We start from the raw sequence: 18,071 nt of genomic DNA, 5'->3' as shown, positions 1-18,071 counted from the left end.
GGCGTATAAGGCGGAAAGCACTTAGTCTACCTTTTAATGACCATGCCTCAAAATCAGGCATAGCCGAGACACCGGCCCGTTTGGCAACCACCCCCGCCCGGCCGGAAACATTCAGGAGTTGTTTCGTTCATGCAAGAACCCACCATCAATGCTTTGGTATCCCCAGAAGGCAGCCTTGAAATCCTCTCCAACCATGAGGTGAATCGCCTCAAGGATCGAAGCGAGGGCGGCCTGTACCGATTGTTCCGCCAATGTGCCCTGGCGGTCCTGAACACCGGTGTAGAGACCGACGACTGTAAGGCCCTGATGGAAGCCCACGCCGACTTTGACGTGCACCTGGTTCCGCAACCGCGGGGACTGAAACTGGAGCTGGTCAACGCTCCGGCCCACGCCTTTGTCGACGGAGAAATGTTGAGAGCTATCCGCGAGCACCTGTTTTCAGTACTTCGGGACATTATCTATTCTCACTCTATCCCCCAGTCCGCCAGTGGTTTCCGCCGCGACGATCCTGAGGACCTGACCAACCTGGTCTTCCACGTGCTGCGTAATGCCCGGGTTCTGGAAGCCGGACGCCAGCCAGACCTGGTGGTGTGCTGGGGTGGCCACTCCATCAGCCACGAAGAGTACCAGTACAGCAAGGAAGTGGGGCATCAACTGGGCCTGCGGGCACTGAGCATCATCACCGGCTGTGGCCCCGGCGCCATGAAAGGCCCAATGAAGGGCGCCACCATCGCCCACGCCAAACAGCGTGTGAAGAACGGGCGCTACATTGGCATCACCGAACCCGGCATCATTGGTGCGGAGGCGCCGAACCCGATCGTCAATGAGCTGGTGATCATGCCCGACATCGAAAAGCGGCTTGAAGCCTTTATTCGCTGCGGCCACGGGGTAATCGTATTCCCCGGGGGCGTGGGCACCGCCGAAGAGATCCTGTATCTGCTTGGCATTCTGCTGCATCCGGACAACGCCGACTTGCCTTTCCCGGTGGTCTTTACCGGCAAGCAGGAAAATGCGGAATACTTCGAAATGATCGACAAGTTCATTCGCAACGCTTTGGGCGACGAAGCTGCCAAGAAGTACGAGATCATCATTGATGATCCGGTGCGAGTGGCCCAGACCATGAAGAAAGGCATGAAGGATGTGGAAACCTTCCGGCGGGCCATGCAGGACGCGTACTACTTCAACTGGATGCTGAAAATAGACCCGGTTTTCCAGTTACCGTTCCACCCCAATCACGAGAACATGCTGGGCCTGGAATTGCATCGCGACCAGCCAGTGCACCTGATTGCTGCGAATCTGCGCAAGGCTTTTAGCGGCATTGTTGCGGGTAACGTCAAAGAGGATGGTATTCGTCAGGTGCAGGCCAGGGGACCGTTCGAGATTTCCGGCGACCCAACCCTGATCAAACCCCTGGAAGCCATGCTGGCCCAGTTCGTCGCTCAGAACCGCATGAAGCTGCCCGGATCTTCAACCTACCATCCCAGCTATCGCATTGTCAGTGGGGCGGCCTGAGCCGCCACACTGACCTTTCAGCAGCCTTCGGTGGCGCGTTTACTTGCCGCCATCTGCCGGCAGGCTGGCAAAATAGGCCGCCAGATTGGCAATATCGGTGTCACTCAGGGCTGCGGCTTGGCCCTGCATAATGGCGGCCTGACCACCGGTGCGCTGCTTGTTCTTGTACGCCTTGATGGCAGAGACCAGATATTGCTCGTTCTGGCCCGCCAGGTTCGGGTAAGTTGGAATCTGGGCAATACCGTTCTGGCCATGGCAGGCTGCGCATACCGCTGCCCTGGCCTTACCGGCGGCAGCGTCAGCCGCAGTGGCGATGCCCGGAATGGCGGCGCTGAGTGCAAAAATTCCCGCAACGGCGTAGTGTTTCAGTTCCATTGTCTTTACCCTCTCTTCATCGTTTTTGGTATTTGCCCACCGGTAGTGGATACTGGTTTTAAAACCCGTGGTGTTCTTATAACACAGAGCACGGCCCAGCCAAATCCGTTAGATCAATAGCTTTTGCGCCCAGATGATTCTCGAACACCGGAGACCCCCTCAATGTCCATAGCGGTTCAGGAAATCGAATGCCTGGAAGGCCGGATTGGCCTGCTGACACTGAATGCCCCCGCCTCACTTAACGCACTCTCAGAGGCCATGATCAACGACCTCCAATGCGCGCTGGACCGGTGGGCGGAAGACGACCATATCTGCCTGGTGGTGCTTCAGGGCGAGGGCGAGCGGGCGTTTTGCGCCGGTGGCAATATCCGAAATCTATACAGCGCTATCCGTGGCGCCGGCGAGCCTGACGCGCCGGCGCGCTTTTTCACCAATGAGTACCGGCTGATCTACAGCCTGCAGCGGTTCCCGAAACCGGTGGTGGGCGTGGCCCACGGCGCGGTCATGGGCGGTGGTCTCGGACTGTTGTCCGCCTGCCGCTACCGACTGGCGACACCGGACGTGACCATGGCTATGCCCGAAATTTCAATCGGCCTGTTTCCCGATGTCGGGGCCAGCTGGTTTCTCAACCGCCTGCCAGGCCGGATCGGCCTGTTCATGGGCCTGACCGGGGCCCGACTAAACATCACCGACAGCATTCGAATCGGCCTCAGCGACATGGTGTTGCTGCCCGAAGACCGGGATCTCATGCTCGGCACCTTGCAGAACCAGCGCTGGTCCGGCCAGGCAGCAGCAGATGACAACCGGCTGTTCAGGCTGTTGAGCCAGATGCATGCTCCGGATTATCGCAGCCTTCAGCGCAGCAATCTGGAGCGGCATGAACAGCACATTGCCCGACTGAGCGCGGGTGATGAACTGCCGGAGATTGTCGACCAACTGCTGTCAGCGGAAATTGACAGCGAATGGTGGAATGCCTGCATGAGCAACCTACGGGGCGGGTGTCCTGTCACGGCCTGGCTGGTGTGGAGCCAACTCCAGAAAGCCCAGCAGATGTCGTTCAAAGATGTGTTGCGCATGGAACTGGCGATGGCGATGGAATGCACCCGGCGCCCGGATCTGCCGGAAGGCATCCGGGCGCGGCTGGTGGACAAGGATCAACAACCAACCTGGTCGTACAACTCGGTTAGCGACGTGCCCGCCGAAGTGGTGGAGGCACACTTCCAGCCGGAATGGGACGACCAGACTGACCCCATGCAGCTTGACTAAGACTTAATGCCTCGCACCCGCCTGGACCAACAGCATTTCAAGATCCTGGCTGGACGTCGCCCGGGCCACGTCCAGCGCAGTGTGGCCTTCCGGCGATCGATAATTCACATCGGCACCTGCGGCCAAGAGCATTTCTGCCGTCAGCAGGTCGCCACTGGCAACAATCTTCATCAGCAACGACTCACCACCCTGACTGACATTGACGTTCGCCCCCGCCGCCAGCAGTAACTTCACCACGGACAAATGGCCCTGCTCAGCGGCGCGCATGACCGGGGTATAACCGTTGGCGTTGCTGGCATTGACCTGGGCCCCGGCTGATAACAGCAATTGCACCAGGCGCCGACTCCCCTGCGACGATGCCACCATCAAGGGTGTTTGGGCACCCGCCGCGGCCAAATCCGGCGCCGCACCCTCAGACAGCAGATACCAGGCAATCCGATCCTGCTTGGCTGCAACCGCTGCCATCAGTGGAGAACCGTTTTCGGTCAGGATATTGAGCGATTCGCCCGTTTCAGTCAGGGCCACCACCCGATCCAGGTTTCCGGATGCGGCTGCGGCCATTAACGGAGTGGCGGCAAAGGTGGCGCTTGCATGGGTTAGGTTGGTCGGTTCAACGGAGGTGGCGCAGCCGGACAGCCCAGGCAAGAGCACAACACAGGACAACAACAGACAGCGGGGGTAGCCGGTTCCCTTGGCCATAACAAACGGTCTCAATCGGTTTGGAGTGAGCCTATTCTGGGCAGCGGTGAAGCAGAATTAAATCGAGCGGGTCACAACTCAGGGCCGTTTTGCAGAAGTTGACGTACCAGTGCCCGCAAGCGATCTTCCCCATCGCGCTGGCCCAGACACAAGCCCTGCCCCTGCAGTGTTGGCCAGCTCTTTTGTTGTTGAGCTGCGGCCACCCACAGCAGCAACTCGTCCTGGGTTTGCAGCCAGAGGGGCACGCCCTGCACGGCACAGGTCTTACGCAGCACCGGTAACGAGAGCAGGAAGCCACGATGGCCATGGGCAAAACTGTGCAGGTCCCGCCGATCATCGTCACTGAGGCAACTGGTAGCCGGCAATTCCGCACTCAGGGCCGCCGCCAGCCGTAGATTCAACGCCGGCCAGGCCAGCGGCAGGAGGGTTGGCCAATGTTCGGCCAGGCGTTGCTGCAGGCGCTCGACCAGATGTTGGCCGGCCGCACTGCAGCCATTCAGCATCTGCAACGGGTACTCGCCACTGGTAGCCTCCTGGTTCAGGCCCAGGCGCACCGGAACCAAGCCACTGGCACGCCAGAATTTCAGCAACTCCTCACTGCCACCGAAGCTGGTGCCGAGCGTATCCAGGCCTTCCTGCAAGACTGCCTGCCTGGCCTTAGCCACCAATCCGCGACCAACACCCAGCCGGCGAGCGTGGTCGGCCACGGCAATCCGGGTAACCCGAAGACATTGCTGACTCGCGGCTTCCGGGAACCCGCTATGACTGGCTAACGATTGCGACAGCAGATGGCCACGAAGTCGTCGCTGACCGAGAGTTATCTGTTCCGCCAGTTCAGGGCTAAGGCCACCCTCAATAACACCCCAGAGAATACCCACGGTGGTGTCGCCCACCCGGGCGCGCCAACTGCGCGCAGCTGTAGCATCCAGCCATTGCCGGAGATCCGCGGGCGTGGTGCGGTAGTGCGCGTCCACCAACAACCCGAACGCCTCCGACAGCTGTTGATCGTCCAACTGCCGAGGCACTATAGGTTCGATAATGACGTCGGCTGCGTCCACCGCCTCGGGCGCCAGCTCAGGACTGTCTGCCGCCAGCAGGAACAGGCGGGAGATTAACGGTTCCAGGGCATCGGTAGTGGACCAGCGAATGGGCGCACTGAGAGTTAGGGCTTGCCAGTGTGGTGTTTCCCGATCCAGAACCTGCCGGAAACGAATGGCGAAACCACGGCCGGCACCCTCATAGCCATGCACGGTGGACGAAAAAGCCACCCGCGGCCACCCCATTAGAATCTGCTTCAACAATGCCGCCGGCAGGGCGGCCGCCTCATCCACCAGCACCACCTCGGCTTCCGGCTTCTCGGCCAGCAGATCCCGAACAGCCAGGAACCGCAGGCGGCCACCCGCTCGGGTTTCCAGCGCGGATTCTGAGGCAGTGAGGATATCGTCACCAAGACTGTCACGGGCGTGACGAAACAGCGTCGCCACATTATCCCGGGACGGTGCCGTTACCAGAATCTGGCGCCGGCCCTGTCGCAGCATTTCGGCCGCGGCCAATCCCAGCGCTGCCGATTTACCACGGCCACGGTCAGCCGTGACGACCACCGGCCGACGGCGCCGACCCAGACCAAACTGCACCAGCCGATCAATCAGGGCACGCTGATCATCGGTCGTCTTCACAGAAAATGGCTGATCCGGTTCCGCCAGCAAGGGCAGATCAACGGATGCCGACTGGCCGGGTTTGACCCGAATCACCTCAGAATCAGCCGCCAGCAAATCCGCCATTCGCGCAGCAAAGGGATGCTCAGGAAGGTCATCCAGACCGGTTCGGGCGTAATCCGGATCGGGGAAATTCGACCACTGATCCAGGGGCGGCATCAGCCAGAACAGCAGGCCACCCGCCTTCAGCGTTCCCGACAGAGCAGCAAAGGCATCCGGCGGATTCCCCTGCCAGCCATCCCAAACCACCACCGAGGACTCGCGGCCCAGCCATTGCCGGATCTGTTTGGGAGCCATAGGCGTCAGCGCCTCAAAGGGCCGATCCGTGTCCGGCCCGACCCAAACACCGCTCTCTGCCGCCAGCGCTGGCAACAGGTGCGACAGCCAGCTCAAGGCCGGAGCGCGCTCACCCTCAATCAGCACAAGACGGCGCTCGCCACGCAGCATCAGCCCGCGCTGGAATGACTGCCAGGCGTCGAGTTCCTCAGCCGTGAGCACACCCGGAGTCATTAACTGAGATCCACCGAATGCCGTTTCAGATCGTTCAATTCACACATTTCCAGTGTGGCCTGATGAGTCGCCCGCAACCGTACGCGCGGGGCCGCTCCGGCCTCGAAAGCTTCCTGCCAACGCGCCGCGCACAGGCACCAGCTGTCACCTTCCCGCAGGCCGGGAAAACCGAATTCCGGCCGAGGTGTACTCAGGTCGTTGCCCTTGGCTTTTGAGAATTCCAGAAAGGCGTCGGTGACGACCGTACACACGGTGTGAAAGCCCAGGTCGTCTGGCCCGGTGTTGCAGCAGCCGTCACGGTAGAACCCGGTTTTCGGATCGGTGCCGCAGGTTTCCAGTGTTTCGCCCAGTACGTTGACGGATTCGGATATTTGCATGTTTTTGCCTTCAGCTTTGGGAGTGAGCAGCCTTCGACCAGGGTTTCCAAAACCCGCTCAAGCACGTCCATGTGACGTTTGAGCTCCGCCATCCATGGCTCCGCACAGTTTTGGAAACCCTGGCCGAAGGCCGCCCCAATCCTATGAGTTGTAGTCGAATGACTTTGAATAGGTTTTTTCAATTATGCGGGACGGGTACCCGCTCTACCAGTTGGCCAGTACAATACGCCCTATGCCAACCAAACCCCAACACGCCGCCCTCGATCTGCCAGATTTTCTCACCGACGAGCAACGGGCGATCATTACCGCCGGTTACGAGCACTCCGTCATCACCGCCGTAGCCGGTAGCGGCAAGACCTCTACCCTCGCCTGGCGTATTCGCTACCTGTTGCAGCAGGGCCATGATCCAGATCGAATGCTGGTACTGATGTTCAATCGCAGCGCGCGGGTGGATTTCGGGCGCAAACTCCAGGAGGTCTGCCACCAGAGCGGGCTGGCACTGCCGGAGATTCGGACCTATCACGCCATGGGGTTACGGCTTTACAAACGGTTCGTCCGCGAAGGCTACCTGCCGGGCTTTTCAGACAAGATCCTGACCGAACAGGAAATCAGCTTCCAGGCCTGGCAACTGACTCGCCGCCTGGCTCCCGAGGACCTGGCCGACGAGATCCGCCGCAACAAGAAAGACTTTGTGGAGACCGCCACCGGCTTCATCGATCTGGTGAAGACGACCTTGTCACCAGCGGAAATCGTGTTCGAAGAGCTGGGCTACGCCGACAAGCATCGCTACCTGATTGACCTGTTCCACAGCTTCGAGCAATGGCGCAAGAGCCAGAGCCGCATCAGCTACGCCGACATGCTCTACGAGCCGGTGATGGCGATTCACCAGAATCCGCCACTGCAGCGGTTGGTGGGTAACAAGATGGACCTGATTCTGGTGGACGAGTATCAGGACACCAACGAAATCCAGCACCTGCTGCTGCGTTATGTGGCCGGTGACCGGGCCCGGGTCACCGTGGTTGGCGATCCGGACCAGACCATCTACGAATTCCGGGGTGCCAAACCGGAGTTCATCCTGAAACGGTTCAGCGACGAATTCGAGAGCCCGTTGGAGCAAACGCTCAGCTATACCTTCCGTTACGGCCACCGGGTGGCCTTGCTGGCCAATCATCTGATCTGCCACAACACCGGTCGCAAGGATGTGCTGTGCCACTCGCACCCTTCGACACCCGCCACTGAGGTGGAGCTGCACCGGGTCGACAGTGACAGCGACACCGTAATCCGGATTCTGCAGCAGGCGCCCGAAGCAAATCTCAGCGACACCGCCATTCTGTTCCGGGTTTGGAGCCAGAGCGTGCCGATTGAGCTGAAGCTGCTGGCCCGGCAGATTCCTTACCGCATTGACGCCGGCAAGGGCGCTCTGTTCAGCCGGGAAGTTCAGGCCATCACCTCGGTGCTGATGGTGGTAACGGGCCGATCAAGCAACCTGCCCGACAGCGACCGGTTGGAGGTGGCGCGCCAGTTACTGCGCTTCCCGCACGTGGGCCTGAAAGAGCCGGAGCTGGAACAGCTGGCCCGCTTCCTATCCGGCTTCGCCAACGACTGGCACGAACGCCTGCAGGCCATGGACTTCGATGCCTTGTCGCCCATGGCCGGGCGCAAGCTGCGCAAACTGGGCGAGGTGTTGAGCCAGCTGCGCGGATACAAGGGCCCGGTGGCGGGTCTGATCAGTGTGTATGCTGAGCACACCGACCTGTATGAAGGCATTCGAAGCCTGGCGTTGACTCACGAGAGCGCCGAGGAGCGCATCGACACCGTCCATGGTTTCCGCGAGTACCTGAAAAGCCTGGATGTGGATGCCAGTGGTGCCCTGGACCATCTGAAAACACTGAAACAGCAGGCGGGCGAAAACCAGCAGGGCGGTGTTCTGCTCTCCACCATCCACCGCACCAAGGGGCTGGAGTGGCCACGGGTAATCATCCCTGGCCTGCAGGAAAAGTACCTGCCCTACAGCCCCCGGGCCGAAGACGACGCCCGGTCGATCCTCGAAAGCGAACGGCGCCTGCTGTATGTCGCCATGACCCGTTCCCGCCAGCAGTTACACCTGCTCAGCCGACCAGTGAGTGCTCAACCCCACCTGGAGGGCGATCAGGGCCCCAGCCGGTTCGTCGAGGAATTCTGCTTCGATCTGGCCCACGAACTCGGGCGCCTGCTTGATGAAGGCAACCACAATGCGGACACCACCATCGAACTGGCGGCTCCGATCACGCCCGTGAGTTTGCGTTACGCCGAACGGGAAGGCGTCTCCCTGAATGGTTCTGAAGCTACCCAGACCGACGCCGCAAGCGTGCTCTGGCATCGGCAACGCCTGAGCCACGCCATCTTCGGTGCCGGCAGCGTGGTCAGCGAAGACGAAAGTGCGTTCGAGGTCCGTTTCGACAACGGCGACACCCTGAACTTCAGCAAGAAAAGTGCTCACCTGTATTTCACACCTCTAGCCGGACATGACCAGAACACATAACCAATTTCTTACGTAAAATTAATGGCTTACGAGCCATATCCGGCGATCAAATACTAAAATCTGCGGCAGGTTTATGCCAAACTGCGCCCGCTTCGCACCTGCGAACTCAACTCAAAAAGTCGGACAGGAGGTTCTGCATGAGCATCATGCGATCATGTGCCATGGCTGCGGTTGCCGCCACGCTGGTCACGCCAGCCATAGCCGAAGAACGCCGGGACACGATTTACATCAACCCCTTTGCGGGTTTTCAGTATTTTGATGACAAACGGTCCCTCGACGAGAGCGTCACTTACGGTTTTGGCGTGGAGTACCGTTTTTTGCCGCACTGGGCGATTGAGGGCGTGTACTCTCGGGCGAACGCCGACCATAAATACGGTAGCGGCGATTCCGATTTTGAAGAAGTTCGTGTGGACGGCACCTACTACTTTGCCGGTCCGGAAGAAAAGTGGAACCCATACGTATCGCTCGGTGCCGGGCATGCTGATTTCGGTAACGACTCGTCCCGCATGGGCACCTCCGGCAGCAACCACGATGAAACCCGCGTGAACGTGGGCACCGGTGTACGATACAACGTCACAGACCGTTTCTCGCTGCGCGGGGATCTGCGTGAATTCCACGGTATCGACGAGAGCACATTCGACACTCAGGTGTCGCTTGGCTTCAGCCTTGCGTTTGCCCGAACCACGACATCTCCCTCTCCTGCCCCGGCTCCTGCCCCAGTTCCCGCGAAGCCGGCAGACAGCGACAACGATGGCGTGATCGATAGCCGTGACCAGTGCCCTGGCACCAAGGCCGGCGTTGCCGTGAATACTGCCGGATGTGAGCTGGACGCTGACAACGATGGTGTCGTCAACAGTGCCGACCAGTGCCCGAACACCACGGCCGGAGCGGATGTCGATGCGACCGGCTGCGAAGGCGTGACTGAAACCATTGAAACCTTCGAGGTAGAGGTACAGTTCCCGACCAACAGCTCCGTTATCGGCAACAAATACGATGATGAAATCCGTCGCGTAGCCGATTTCCTGAAGGCCCACCCCGAAACAGTCGTCGAAATTGGTGGTCACAGTGACGACCGTGGTGATGCGGACTACAACCAGACGCTGTCCAAACGTCGCGCCCAAGCCGTTGCTAAACGTCTTACCGATGCCCTCGGCATTGATCCCGAGCGCGTTACCGCAGTGGGCTACGGTGAAACTGAGCCCGTGGCGAGCAACACCACCGCCGAAGGGCGCGCAGCCAATCGCAGGGTGGAAGCCCGCATCCAGGTACAACGCTAATGCGCTGATACCCAAGCAACAAGAAAAGCGCCCCCTACCATGGGCGCTTTTTTTTACTCACCGGCACCTTCCTCGAGTTTCTGAGTTTCTCTTCCAGCTTGGTTCCAACTTCGCGCCAAAGGCCTAAAACAACTGGAACCAAATGGCCTCCCGTTACGTGCTAGTTCGGATATAGGTACCGATATAACCCTCAGTGCCAGTTACCTTTTTTCTGCTGTACTGACGCGATTTCCGGATTAACCGACATTTCCGCACCAGCGGCTATTTACTACCCACCCTAACAGGAGGCTTTGCATGAGCATCATGCGATCATGTGCTATGGCTGCCGTCGCGGCTACTTTGGCATCACCGGCAGTGGCTGAAGAACGCCAGGCTACCACCTACATCAATCCGTTTGCCGCGTACCAAATCTTCGACAGTGAGCGTGAGCTGAGCGAAACCGGTACGTTTGGTGTGGGCGCTGAATACCGCTTCACCCCGAACTGGGCTGTGGAAGCTCTGTTCTCCCGGGCCGATGCCGACCGCGAGGGCGCGCTGGGTTCATCCGATTTTGAAGAGATCCGCATGGACGCCATCTACTACTTCGCCGGACCTGAAGAAGCCTGGAACCCGTACCTGTCAGCGGGTGCTGGCCATGCGGATTTCGGTACCGACGCAGCGGCGCCACGAACCGCAGGCAGCAACCACGATGAAACCCGATTCAACGTAGGCGCCGGTGTGCGCTACAACATCACCGACATCGTGTCCCTACGCGCTGACTTGCGAGAATTCCACGGCGTTGAAGACAGCACCTTCGATACCCAGATATCCCTGGGCCTGAGCCTGGCGTTCGTACACGCCACGCCTCCGCCCCCCGACGCTGACAACGACGGCGTTATCGACAGTGCAGACCGGTGCCCGAACACGCCCACCGGCGCCAAAGTCGACCGCAACGGCTGCCAGCCTGATGGCGACCAGGACGGCGTTGTCGATGCCCGTGACGCTTGCCCCAACACACCCCGCGGTGCAAAAGTAGATGGTCGCGGCTGTGAACTTGACAGCGACAACGACGGCGTTGTGAACAGCGTCGACCAGTGCCCGGATACCGCCGCCGGCGCCAAGGTGGATGCCAAAGGCTGCGAAGGCATCACCAAGACCATTGAGACCTTCGAAATCGAAGTGAATTTCCCGCTCAACAGCGCCGAAATCGGTGATTCTTACGATGACGAAATTCGCCGGGTTGCGGACTTCCTGAAAGCCAACCCTGAAACCACCGTTGAAATTGCCGGCCACTCCGACAGCACCGGTGCAGCGGACTACAACCGGAACCTGTCGCAGCTGCGCGCCGAAGCCGTCGCCGCACGCCTGACCGATGCTCTCGGGGTTAACCTGGCACGGGTCAGCGCCACAGGTTATGGCGAAGCCCAGCCCATCGCCTCCAACGACACTGCAGAAGGCCGTGCAACCAATCGCCGGGTTGAGGCTCGTATCAAAGTTAATCGTTGATTCGCCGCGTACTCCTGCAGTAACGAAAAAGGCGCCCTGATGGGCGCCTTTTAAATGAGCGGGTCAGCCGCAAGCTTGCTTCACCTTGTCCCGGAAATCTTTCCGGAGCTGCTCGTTCTCCTCTTCGGTGACATAAACCCGTTCACCGTTCTCGTCCAAATCGTAAAACGTAGAGAGCCGCGCCATGTTCTTTAACTGAGCCCGCATCTTGGTGCAGAAATTCGCCTTCTTGGCTTCTTGCTCTGCAGCTCTCGCCTGATCCACCTGACGCGCTTCCCGATCCTTTCGCTGTTCTGAAAGGAAATCCTGCATGCGCTGCTGACGCTCCTGGGCTGAAGCGTCGTTGCTAACCGGAGGCGGAGCTACTTTAACCTTCTTAGGCGCGACTTCAGCCGGCGGCTGATCGCCAAAGTGAGTGTTGCCGTCGGCATCGACCCAGCGGTAGACGCCGGCACTGACTGACATAGAGACAACCATCGACAAAACGAAGAACGACTTCAGCAAAACGATCATCCCTATCGGTTGTTAGTTTCCGCGGCCCGTCTGCCACCGCAGAGTTCAGCCACTGACTCTGCACTTTAGAGTGAATCGGAACTGGCGATAACGCCTCAGATTGAGGAACTCAGGTCGCGTAGCGAACCCTTTCCTCCATCAAATTCGGTCGTGAAACCGTGTCGATAATAGTGACGTCGGTATGCATCCGATCGACTTTTTTCTTGAAAGTATCCATATCCATGTCACGCCAATAACGTTCTGGGCGGCCAGTCTCACGGTCGTGTTCTGCCGTCACTGGATCCATGTCGCGGTATTTTTCGATCAAAGGAAAATCCGGAAGTGGCCTGGTGACGTCCATGTAATTCTGGATGAAATCCCAATAGGCATAGCACATGTTTGGGTGTCCGTGAGACCCCAGGATGTCGCCGACAGTGACATCCAGTTTGCTGTAGCGATGAGACAGTACCAGATCAAACAAACTGCCATGGCGGTCTACCCGTGCGCAGCACCAGGCGTCGAATTCATAGAAGGGTTTTTCGATTACCGTGGGTAACTTGCGTGGCATGAACGGCAGTTTGCGGGGGTACTGCCAAACCGTGACCATGCCGGTTCGGCGGTTGAACTCCCATTCTGGGCCGCGGCCTGCTTTGAGGAGGTAACTGGTAAAAAGTCGGACAGCTATGTATGAGAAAAACCACAGCAGTGCCCCGCCTCCCAGCAGGAGAATAACCGCAGGGGTAGCAATACTATGAAGATACTCAGACCAAGTCTCTCCATCGTTCTCAAATAATGGCGACATTAGGAAGATATCAGCCAAGCCCACAGGTGTAACTAGGAAAAGCCACAGCTTTCCAAGCACACTCATCATGTCAAAGAAGCGCGCCCTTAAGGCCAGAGTGGCATATCGGAAACACTCGTGGTTGTTTTCTGACTGAAGCCCAATTTTCTTGGCCAAGTCTTCACGCCTCTCTAACTTTCTCAACTTCTTTGGCGAATGGTCACTCAGGAAGTCTGGAGGGAGAACATTCCGGGCATTGCCCCATGGGAGCCTAAAACTGGCAGAGCTCCCCAATGTAGACCGGTTCATCTCCTCGTGCTGATCAGCCTGTTTAGGCAGAGCGCCCGACCGATAAGCTGTATCTTCGTAGTAACCACCAGCATTTACAGCATTGATGTTCGAATCAATCACTTTCTTGAACCCTTTCGCTATACCAAAACGGCTGATCTCTGGTCGCGAAATCAGGCTTAGTATGCTCGTTGTTTTTCTCACTGTATGTTAATGGGTCCTCAGGTGGCGGTGCAGGAAAGATCATCTGTTTCTCTCCCAGCGCTTTTCGCGCCTTGACCTGAATTTTGGCAGACCAACGGTAGGTTTTGGTTTCCCATCGGTTGGGTTGCCAGAAATAGCTGGATTCAATCCGCTGCCGACTGTTTTGCGGCGCATTCAGGTACAAGTGAACGCCCGCGTCGGAATGCTCTGTCAAAAGGATAAGCTCCTTTACGGCCTCCCCCGTTAACCGATTTGTCCGGGCATGGGCGTTCCGTCCTTTTGCAACCGCAATAGTTTCCGCTAGCTGGAGTTTGGGAATGATGTCGACAATGCCATTGGCATTGAACAGTCCTGGTATCGCACTTTCCACTACCACTCGTTCCGCCGAGGCCGCTAGCGCATTGATCCTCTTATTATCACTTTCCTCCAGTTCCCCTAACTGGGCGGCGCGACGTAACGGGTTGTGTTCAAGCCTGACAGAGACGCCCATCAAAAGACTGATAAGCCGATAGTAAGCCTCTGCAGGCTCCTTCAGGAATGGTTTTTCATTCAATTGACCGAATGGCCCATGACGCATCCAGATATCCAATGGCTCGTCACTGAACATAAACACCATGACCAGACCGGAAACAGCCAACGCAGCCCCAACAGCCAACCATGCACCCGGGCCTAACACCAGGAAGGTGCCTGCCTTGCCTACGAGGCTCGCAAACCCAAAAGCCAGCCCACTACCTGCAAGAAGCCCATTACCAACTGCGACCTTATGGTTACCCATCCGGTACTCATACATAGCGTCCAGCCCACTATCGAGAGCCATCAGGAAGCCGGCAGCTACACCGAGGCCGCTCCGGACCGTCAAGGGTGCCCCCAAACGCCTCGCGAGCATCTTTCCAAACTCTCCAGGAGGGCTTAGCGAAAGCACCTTCGAAGGGCCGAGGAGCCATCGTTCACTGAGCGCTGCACCTGTGGCTACAAGATCAAAACGCGCACTAAATCGGCCAACAAACGCTGCATCTTCTCCTTTAATACGCTCCTCCCGTGATGAGCAGGAAAGCACACTCGATGCGTTGTAAATCTCCAACATCCCCACAAATACCGGGAAGATCGGCTTGTTCAGCACCCGGTAAAGCCTGCCAGACCTTTTGCTGTCGATTTCCGCCTGGTCGATTCGATTGGCAGCATCATTTGCCGCCTCGACATCACTCACATATTTGGCTTTTCGAGCAGAAGCGTCGCGCTGTGTCCCTAGGTCGCGATCAAAGTCTTTGAGGCCTTGTTCTGCTTTTGCTACTTCTGCTCTGGCCTCATCCAGTCGCCGTGCGGCTACGGCCGCTGCGGCAAGGATGTCAGGATTCACGCCGCTCAGGTCTTCAAGATCCGTAAGCTTGTGCACCGCATCCCGATACCGAGATTCAGCTGCTGCGATCTTCTCGACCATCTGGGTGATTTCTTCGGTTTTAGGTAACACAAGCACGTAGGCGTCTTCTGCTACATCGGAGGCAATGCCTGCGGCCTGTGCTCGACTGCTATTTGTCGACGCCTCTACCTTCTTTTGACCAGACGACTGCGCACCTTCAACATTGAAGACATCACCAAACAACCGGATGGCATCTGAGCCGCGTTTTGCGCTTGGTCGCCGTGCACTGATTTCAAAAACGAAGTAATCCTTTTGCAAGGCTTTGGACAAACGCATTAGCTCCATCTTTCCAAGCAAGCCAGGGAGAGAGCGCCTTAGTTGTTCCAGGGAATTGGAGTACAACTTCATCTGCCCCAGAATGGCTTTCTTGTTCAGGCTGTCCCTCTGACGAGTCAAGGATTCACGCTGGTTATCCAAACGGTTCAATTTGTCCTGAATATCACTGAGCTGTTGCGCCTTTGCATGGAGGTTGTTGATATTGCGTTCCCGCGCCCACCTCTGGTTCTCCAATTTCGCTTTTTCGAGCCTCAGTTCCTCTAGCTCGTCTTTGATCTCTTTGAGCTTGGTGTCTCTTGCAAATATGGCCTGACTGGCATGATGAATAGACACCCACATGTTGCCATGTATGCCCATCAGCACCTGGCCACCGAAACGAAGATGGGATGTCAGCAACGTTTCATAGGCGCCGGCTTCGGCCTCAGCGGTCAACTCAAACCCATCTATTGTTTTCAATTCATCGAACTCGGGCAGACCTTTATCACTCATTGCAGCGAGTTCGGTACCACGGAAACGTCCGTTGCCATGATTGGTGTCGTGCTCTGAAGGTGGCTCGTAGGGCTTTTCCTGATCCTCTGAAGAAAACCGGGGAAAGAGCAGCGAATACAAAACTCGGCTGTGTTTGCCCTCACATAATCTCTCCAGCCACCGCTTTCCTCTGCCATCAACGGAACCTTCGACACTCGCGTCCAGAGCGTCACACTCCTTCGGTTCCGTCACCAGATCCATAATCAGTGAGGATAAAAATTTGAACGCCCCGGCGTAGTCATAGCTGTAGTGGGTGAACAGATCGGTCAACGCGTGTTGAGTTCGCTCGTCGGTCAAGCGTCCGAGCAAATCGCTGTGGAGTTGGTCCAGGTAGTCGCGAGCCATTCTGCGCTCCGATAATGCAATGGAGCGTTCGAACTCTCTCCGCCCAGAACCAAACACTTCAGACATATGTTTATGAAACGCGTTGGCTTTGCCCCCAATGTACTCAGGCTCAAAAACAGAGTTCACCAGTAGTGCAGAGTCAAAATAGGGTCTAGCTCTTGCACGGCGCGTCGTGGCGTTCGCAAACCAAGCGGCAACTTGGCGTCGCTGGTTGTTGTAACGAAGCTGGTAGAGAGGGTCGTCAAGGCGAATCACCCCAATGGCACGCGTTTTCGCGCTTTCGGTGCAGTCGTTCGTCGCCGGTTCAGTGCCATACCAAGTGAAGGGCTCTTGCTCTTCAGCGAAGCAGCGTTGGGCATTTGCACTTTCCACTTCCTGGACTGTCTTGTGAAGGCAGTTCGCCAATGCCGTCATCTCCGGTCGTTCATCTTCTGCAATCGGGTCGTCAGGATCCGGATCTTCCTGTCGCTGATGTATGGACAGTGCCGAATCCATAGCCGATTTGGGATATTTACTCTGGGTATCCAACAGATACTGTTCAGGGCGATCAAATCCCCATTCAACGGCAGGCTTTCTCGGGCGCTGTGGCCCCAGTTCGCTAGCCAGAAACGCTGTGGTGTTGCCGTTGCTGATCAGCAGGGTTTCAACACTCTCTTTGCTGTCTGGGGTAAATCGCATGCTGATTCGATTGCACCGGTGACGCCGATCAGCACCTGAGCGTTCGAGGTGGTTGACGCGCTCCCCCGGCCACTGGGACTCACTGTACGCCGCTTCCAGCGTGAACCAGCCGCCATCTGCACAGGCCGGAGCCCAGATTTCACTTAACCCTGCCCCAGTAACCTCTCGATAGGCGGGGTTCAGTTTGTCATTGTCGTTTCGGTTCCGGTGCTGGTGCAGCGGAACATCGTGATAGGTGGTGACACCGGCTTCGTCGATTCTTACCTCAAGCTCACGCCATAGGACGCCTTCGAGGAACAAGTACAAAAAACCGGCGCGTGACATGACATGGTGAATCGGATTGTTGCCTTTAACCTCAACACCTGAAATAAGTGTGGCGGGAACGATTGGCAATATAACGTGACGTTGCCGTTCCATTTGCCGGTCAACAGCGCCAGTCTGCTTCAAAAAAGGCACGCGGATTGGAGCACCTTCTTCAGCATCAATCTCAAGCCAGACATTCCGCTCCGGCTGACCTTTCCAAGGCCAGACATGGAGGACTGAATCCTCAAGTTCCTCAATCTTTACCTGACTCTCCAACCACTCCTGCTGTTCATAATTACTCTCGTCAAAGATTTGGAACGAGTGCCCCACGGGATGATCCTTGCCGATCACCTCGATGATCAAGGATTCGCCTTCGCAGGCTGGGGCGCAGCTTCCTGCTGCTTTGCTAGATGTAGCTTCAGACATCCTTGTATTTCCCTTCCCTTAGAACGATAAATTCATGGCTAGGAGCTGATTGCATTCAATGCCGACCATTGTTGTTCGTTCAGTGCTGGCACTGGCGACATGGCAATGGGTTCTGGGTTTTCCGTAGTCATCCAGCGCTGTTGCCCGGGCTTTCCATGCCAGTAGATCACCCGCTCTATAACCTCTGCATCAGCGTTTGTTTTGGGTTCAAGCCGGTCCCAGATCAAAGGATCGTAAAAGCGAAGAAGCCCCTGGCGGTGGCCACCAATATTTACGGTTAAGCGTTCCCTTAACCATCTGGCTACTGCATTAAGTCCCTGCGGTGATTCAAGAATCAGTCCGCTAAGACGACCTTGTTTCAGAGCTTTTAGGGCCCAGCAATATTCCTCACTTTCCTGTCCGGCTTCCAAAAGCACCGGACCCTCTTCGACATAAGCTTGCCATTCTGTGTCTGCAAACAGGTACAGCCACGAAGGGGCTTTCGCTGTCTGGTACAGCTCCTGAAGTAAGGGCGTCTTATGCTGAGATTCGAGCACAAGAAACCGCGTTCTATTCATCTTTTCAGGTGTTTTAACCATGAAGTGCGCTCTCATTAT

The 18,071-nt window shown here is 57.4% G+C and carries 13 protein-coding genes; 5 read left to right on the top strand and 8 right to left on the bottom strand.

Going from position 1 to position 18,071, the window contains the following annotated elements; translation table 11 throughout:
- Nucleotides 1-129: 129 nt before the first annotated feature.
- A complete protein-coding gene (gene ppnN / locus FCS96_RS01230) occupies nucleotides 130-1,512 on the top strand; it encodes a nucleotide 5'-monophosphate nucleosidase PpnN (RefSeq protein WP_138438425.1) in 1,383 nt (460 codons plus the stop codon).
- Between the two features lie 39 nt (nucleotides 1,513-1,551).
- On the opposite strand, the gene FCS96_RS01225 is transcribed toward ppnN, so the two are convergent.
- On the bottom strand, nucleotides 1,552-1,887 hold the full coding sequence (locus FCS96_RS01225; RefSeq protein WP_138438424.1) for a c-type cytochrome: 336 nt from the start codon (nucleotides 1,885-1,887) through the stop codon (nucleotides 1,552-1,554).
- Between the two features lie 162 nt (nucleotides 1,888-2,049).
- Between FCS96_RS01225 and FCS96_RS01220 the strand changes: the two genes are divergently transcribed.
- Nucleotides 2,050-3,153, top strand: a complete 1,104-nt coding sequence (locus tag FCS96_RS01220; protein ID WP_138438423.1) for an enoyl-CoA hydratase/isomerase family protein — start codon at nucleotides 2,050-2,052, stop codon at nucleotides 3,151-3,153.
- 3 nt (nucleotides 3,154-3,156) lie between these two features.
- Here the strand turns inward: FCS96_RS01220 and FCS96_RS01215 are convergent, their stop codons facing one another.
- The 3 genes from FCS96_RS01215 to FCS96_RS01205 all read right to left on the bottom strand — a co-directional run bounded on the left by FCS96_RS01215 (nucleotide 3,157) and on the right by FCS96_RS01205 (nucleotide 6,454).
- Nucleotides 3,157-3,852 carry an ankyrin repeat domain-containing protein gene (locus FCS96_RS01215; RefSeq protein ID WP_138438422.1) on the bottom strand — a complete coding sequence of 232 codons (696 nt, stop codon included), beginning with the start codon at nucleotides 3,850-3,852 and terminating at the stop codon, nucleotides 3,157-3,159.
- 71 nt (nucleotides 3,853-3,923) lie between these two features.
- Nucleotides 3,924-6,077 (bottom strand): tRNA(Met) cytidine acetyltransferase TmcA, encoded by a 2,154-nt coding sequence (locus FCS96_RS01210; RefSeq protein ID WP_138438421.1) that lies wholly within the window; start codon nucleotides 6,075-6,077, stop codon nucleotides 3,924-3,926.
- Entirely contained in the window at nucleotides 6,077-6,454 is a 378-nt protein-coding gene (locus tag FCS96_RS01205) for a DUF2237 family protein (RefSeq protein WP_138438420.1), read from the bottom strand. Before FCS96_RS01205 ends, FCS96_RS01210 begins: the two co-directional genes overlap by 1 nt.
- 184 nt (nucleotides 6,455-6,638) lie before the next feature.
- Here FCS96_RS01205 and FCS96_RS01200 point away from each other — a divergent pair, with 184 nt between their 5' ends.
- The 3 genes from FCS96_RS01200 to FCS96_RS01190 all read left to right on the top strand — a co-directional run bounded on the left by FCS96_RS01200 (nucleotide 6,639) and on the right by FCS96_RS01190 (nucleotide 11,737).
- Nucleotides 6,639-8,975 carry an ATP-dependent helicase gene (locus FCS96_RS01200; protein WP_138438419.1) on the top strand — a complete coding sequence of 779 codons (2,337 nt, stop codon included), beginning with the start codon at nucleotides 6,639-6,641 and terminating at the stop codon, nucleotides 8,973-8,975.
- 137 nt (nucleotides 8,976-9,112) lie between these two features.
- Nucleotides 9,113-10,252 (top strand): OmpA family protein, encoded by a 1,140-nt coding sequence (locus FCS96_RS01195; RefSeq protein ID WP_138438418.1) that lies wholly within the window; start codon nucleotides 9,113-9,115, stop codon nucleotides 10,250-10,252.
- A gap of 294 nt (nucleotides 10,253-10,546) precedes the next feature.
- Nucleotides 10,547-11,737, top strand: a complete 1,191-nt coding sequence (locus FCS96_RS01190) for an OmpA family protein (protein WP_138438417.1) — start codon at nucleotides 10,547-10,549, stop codon at nucleotides 11,735-11,737.
- A gap of 63 nt (nucleotides 11,738-11,800) precedes the next feature.
- Here the strand turns inward: FCS96_RS01190 and FCS96_RS01185 are convergent, their stop codons facing one another.
- The 4 genes from FCS96_RS01185 to FCS96_RS01170 all read right to left on the bottom strand — a co-directional run bounded on the left by FCS96_RS01185 (nucleotide 11,801) and on the right by FCS96_RS01170 (nucleotide 18,068).
- Nucleotides 11,801-12,202, bottom strand: coding sequence for a DUF4124 domain-containing protein (locus tag FCS96_RS01185; RefSeq protein WP_228263996.1), 402 nt, complete (start codon nucleotides 12,200-12,202; stop codon nucleotides 11,801-11,803).
- A 157-nt stretch (nucleotides 12,203-12,359) separates the two neighbouring features.
- The gene (locus FCS96_RS01180) at nucleotides 12,360-13,421 is read right to left on the bottom strand and encodes a hypothetical protein (protein ID WP_138438415.1); all 1,062 of its coding nucleotides are present in this window, start codon (nucleotides 13,419-13,421) and stop codon (nucleotides 12,360-12,362) included.
- Complete coding sequence (locus FCS96_RS01175) at nucleotides 13,414-17,475, bottom strand: hypothetical protein (RefSeq protein ID WP_138438414.1); 4,062 nt, start codon at nucleotides 17,473-17,475, stop codon at nucleotides 13,414-13,416. The genes FCS96_RS01180 and FCS96_RS01175 overlap by 8 nt, the downstream gene beginning before the upstream one ends.
- Nucleotides 17,476-17,513: 38 nt before the next feature.
- Entirely contained in the window at nucleotides 17,514-18,068 is a 555-nt protein-coding gene (locus tag FCS96_RS01170) for a DUF4123 domain-containing protein (RefSeq protein WP_228263995.1), read from the bottom strand.
- Nucleotides 18,069-18,071 lie beyond the last annotated feature (3 nt).

The sequence above is a fragment of the Marinobacter alexandrii genome (genome assembly GCF_005871205.1).
In the GTDB taxonomy this organism is placed as follows: domain Bacteria; phylum Pseudomonadota; class Gammaproteobacteria; order Pseudomonadales; family Oleiphilaceae; genus Marinobacter; species Marinobacter alexandrii.
The sequence above is the reverse complement of the archived record's forward strand: the minus strand, read 5'-3'. Positions and strand labels throughout refer to the sequence as shown.

What these genes read in the sequence shown, in the direction of transcription:
- FCS96_RS01215 (WP_138438422.1), bottom strand. Translation starts at nt 3,852, where the DNA reads ATGGCCAAGGGAACCGGCTACCCCCGCTGTCTGTTGTTGTCCTGTGTT.
- FCS96_RS01190 (WP_138438417.1), top strand. Translation starts at nt 10,547, where the DNA reads ATGAGCATCATGCGATCATGTGCTATGGCTGCCGTCGCGGCTACTTTG.
- FCS96_RS01200 (WP_138438419.1), top strand. Translation starts at nt 6,639, where the DNA reads ATGCGGGACGGGTACCCGCTCTACCAGTTGGCCAGTACAATACGCCCT.
- FCS96_RS01220 (WP_138438423.1), top strand. Translation starts at nt 2,050, where the DNA reads ATGTCCATAGCGGTTCAGGAAATCGAATGCCTGGAAGGCCGGATTGGC.
- FCS96_RS01175 (WP_138438414.1), bottom strand. Translation starts at nt 17,475, where the DNA reads ATGTCTGAAGCTACATCTAGCAAAGCAGCAGGAAGCTGCGCCCCAGCC.
- FCS96_RS01195 (WP_138438418.1), top strand. Translation starts at nt 9,113, where the DNA reads ATGAGCATCATGCGATCATGTGCCATGGCTGCGGTTGCCGCCACGCTG.
- ppnN (WP_138438425.1), top strand. Translation starts at nt 130, where the DNA reads ATGCAAGAACCCACCATCAATGCTTTGGTATCCCCAGAAGGCAGCCTT.
- FCS96_RS01205 (WP_138438420.1), bottom strand. Translation starts at nt 6,454, where the DNA reads ATGCAAATATCCGAATCCGTCAACGTACTGGGCGAAACACTGGAAACC.
- FCS96_RS01185 (WP_228263996.1), bottom strand. Translation starts at nt 12,202, where the DNA reads ATGTCAGTCAGTGCCGGCGTCTACCGCTGGGTCGATGCCGACGGCAAC.
- FCS96_RS01210 (WP_138438421.1), bottom strand. Translation starts at nt 6,077, where the DNA reads ATGACTCCGGGTGTGCTCACGGCTGAGGAACTCGACGCCTGGCAGTCA.
- FCS96_RS01170 (WP_228263995.1), bottom strand. Translation starts at nt 18,068, where the DNA reads ATGAGAGCGCACTTCATGGTTAAAACACCTGAAAAGATGAATAGAACG.
- FCS96_RS01225 (WP_138438424.1), bottom strand. Translation starts at nt 1,887, where the DNA reads ATGGAACTGAAACACTACGCCGTTGCGGGAATTTTTGCACTCAGCGCC.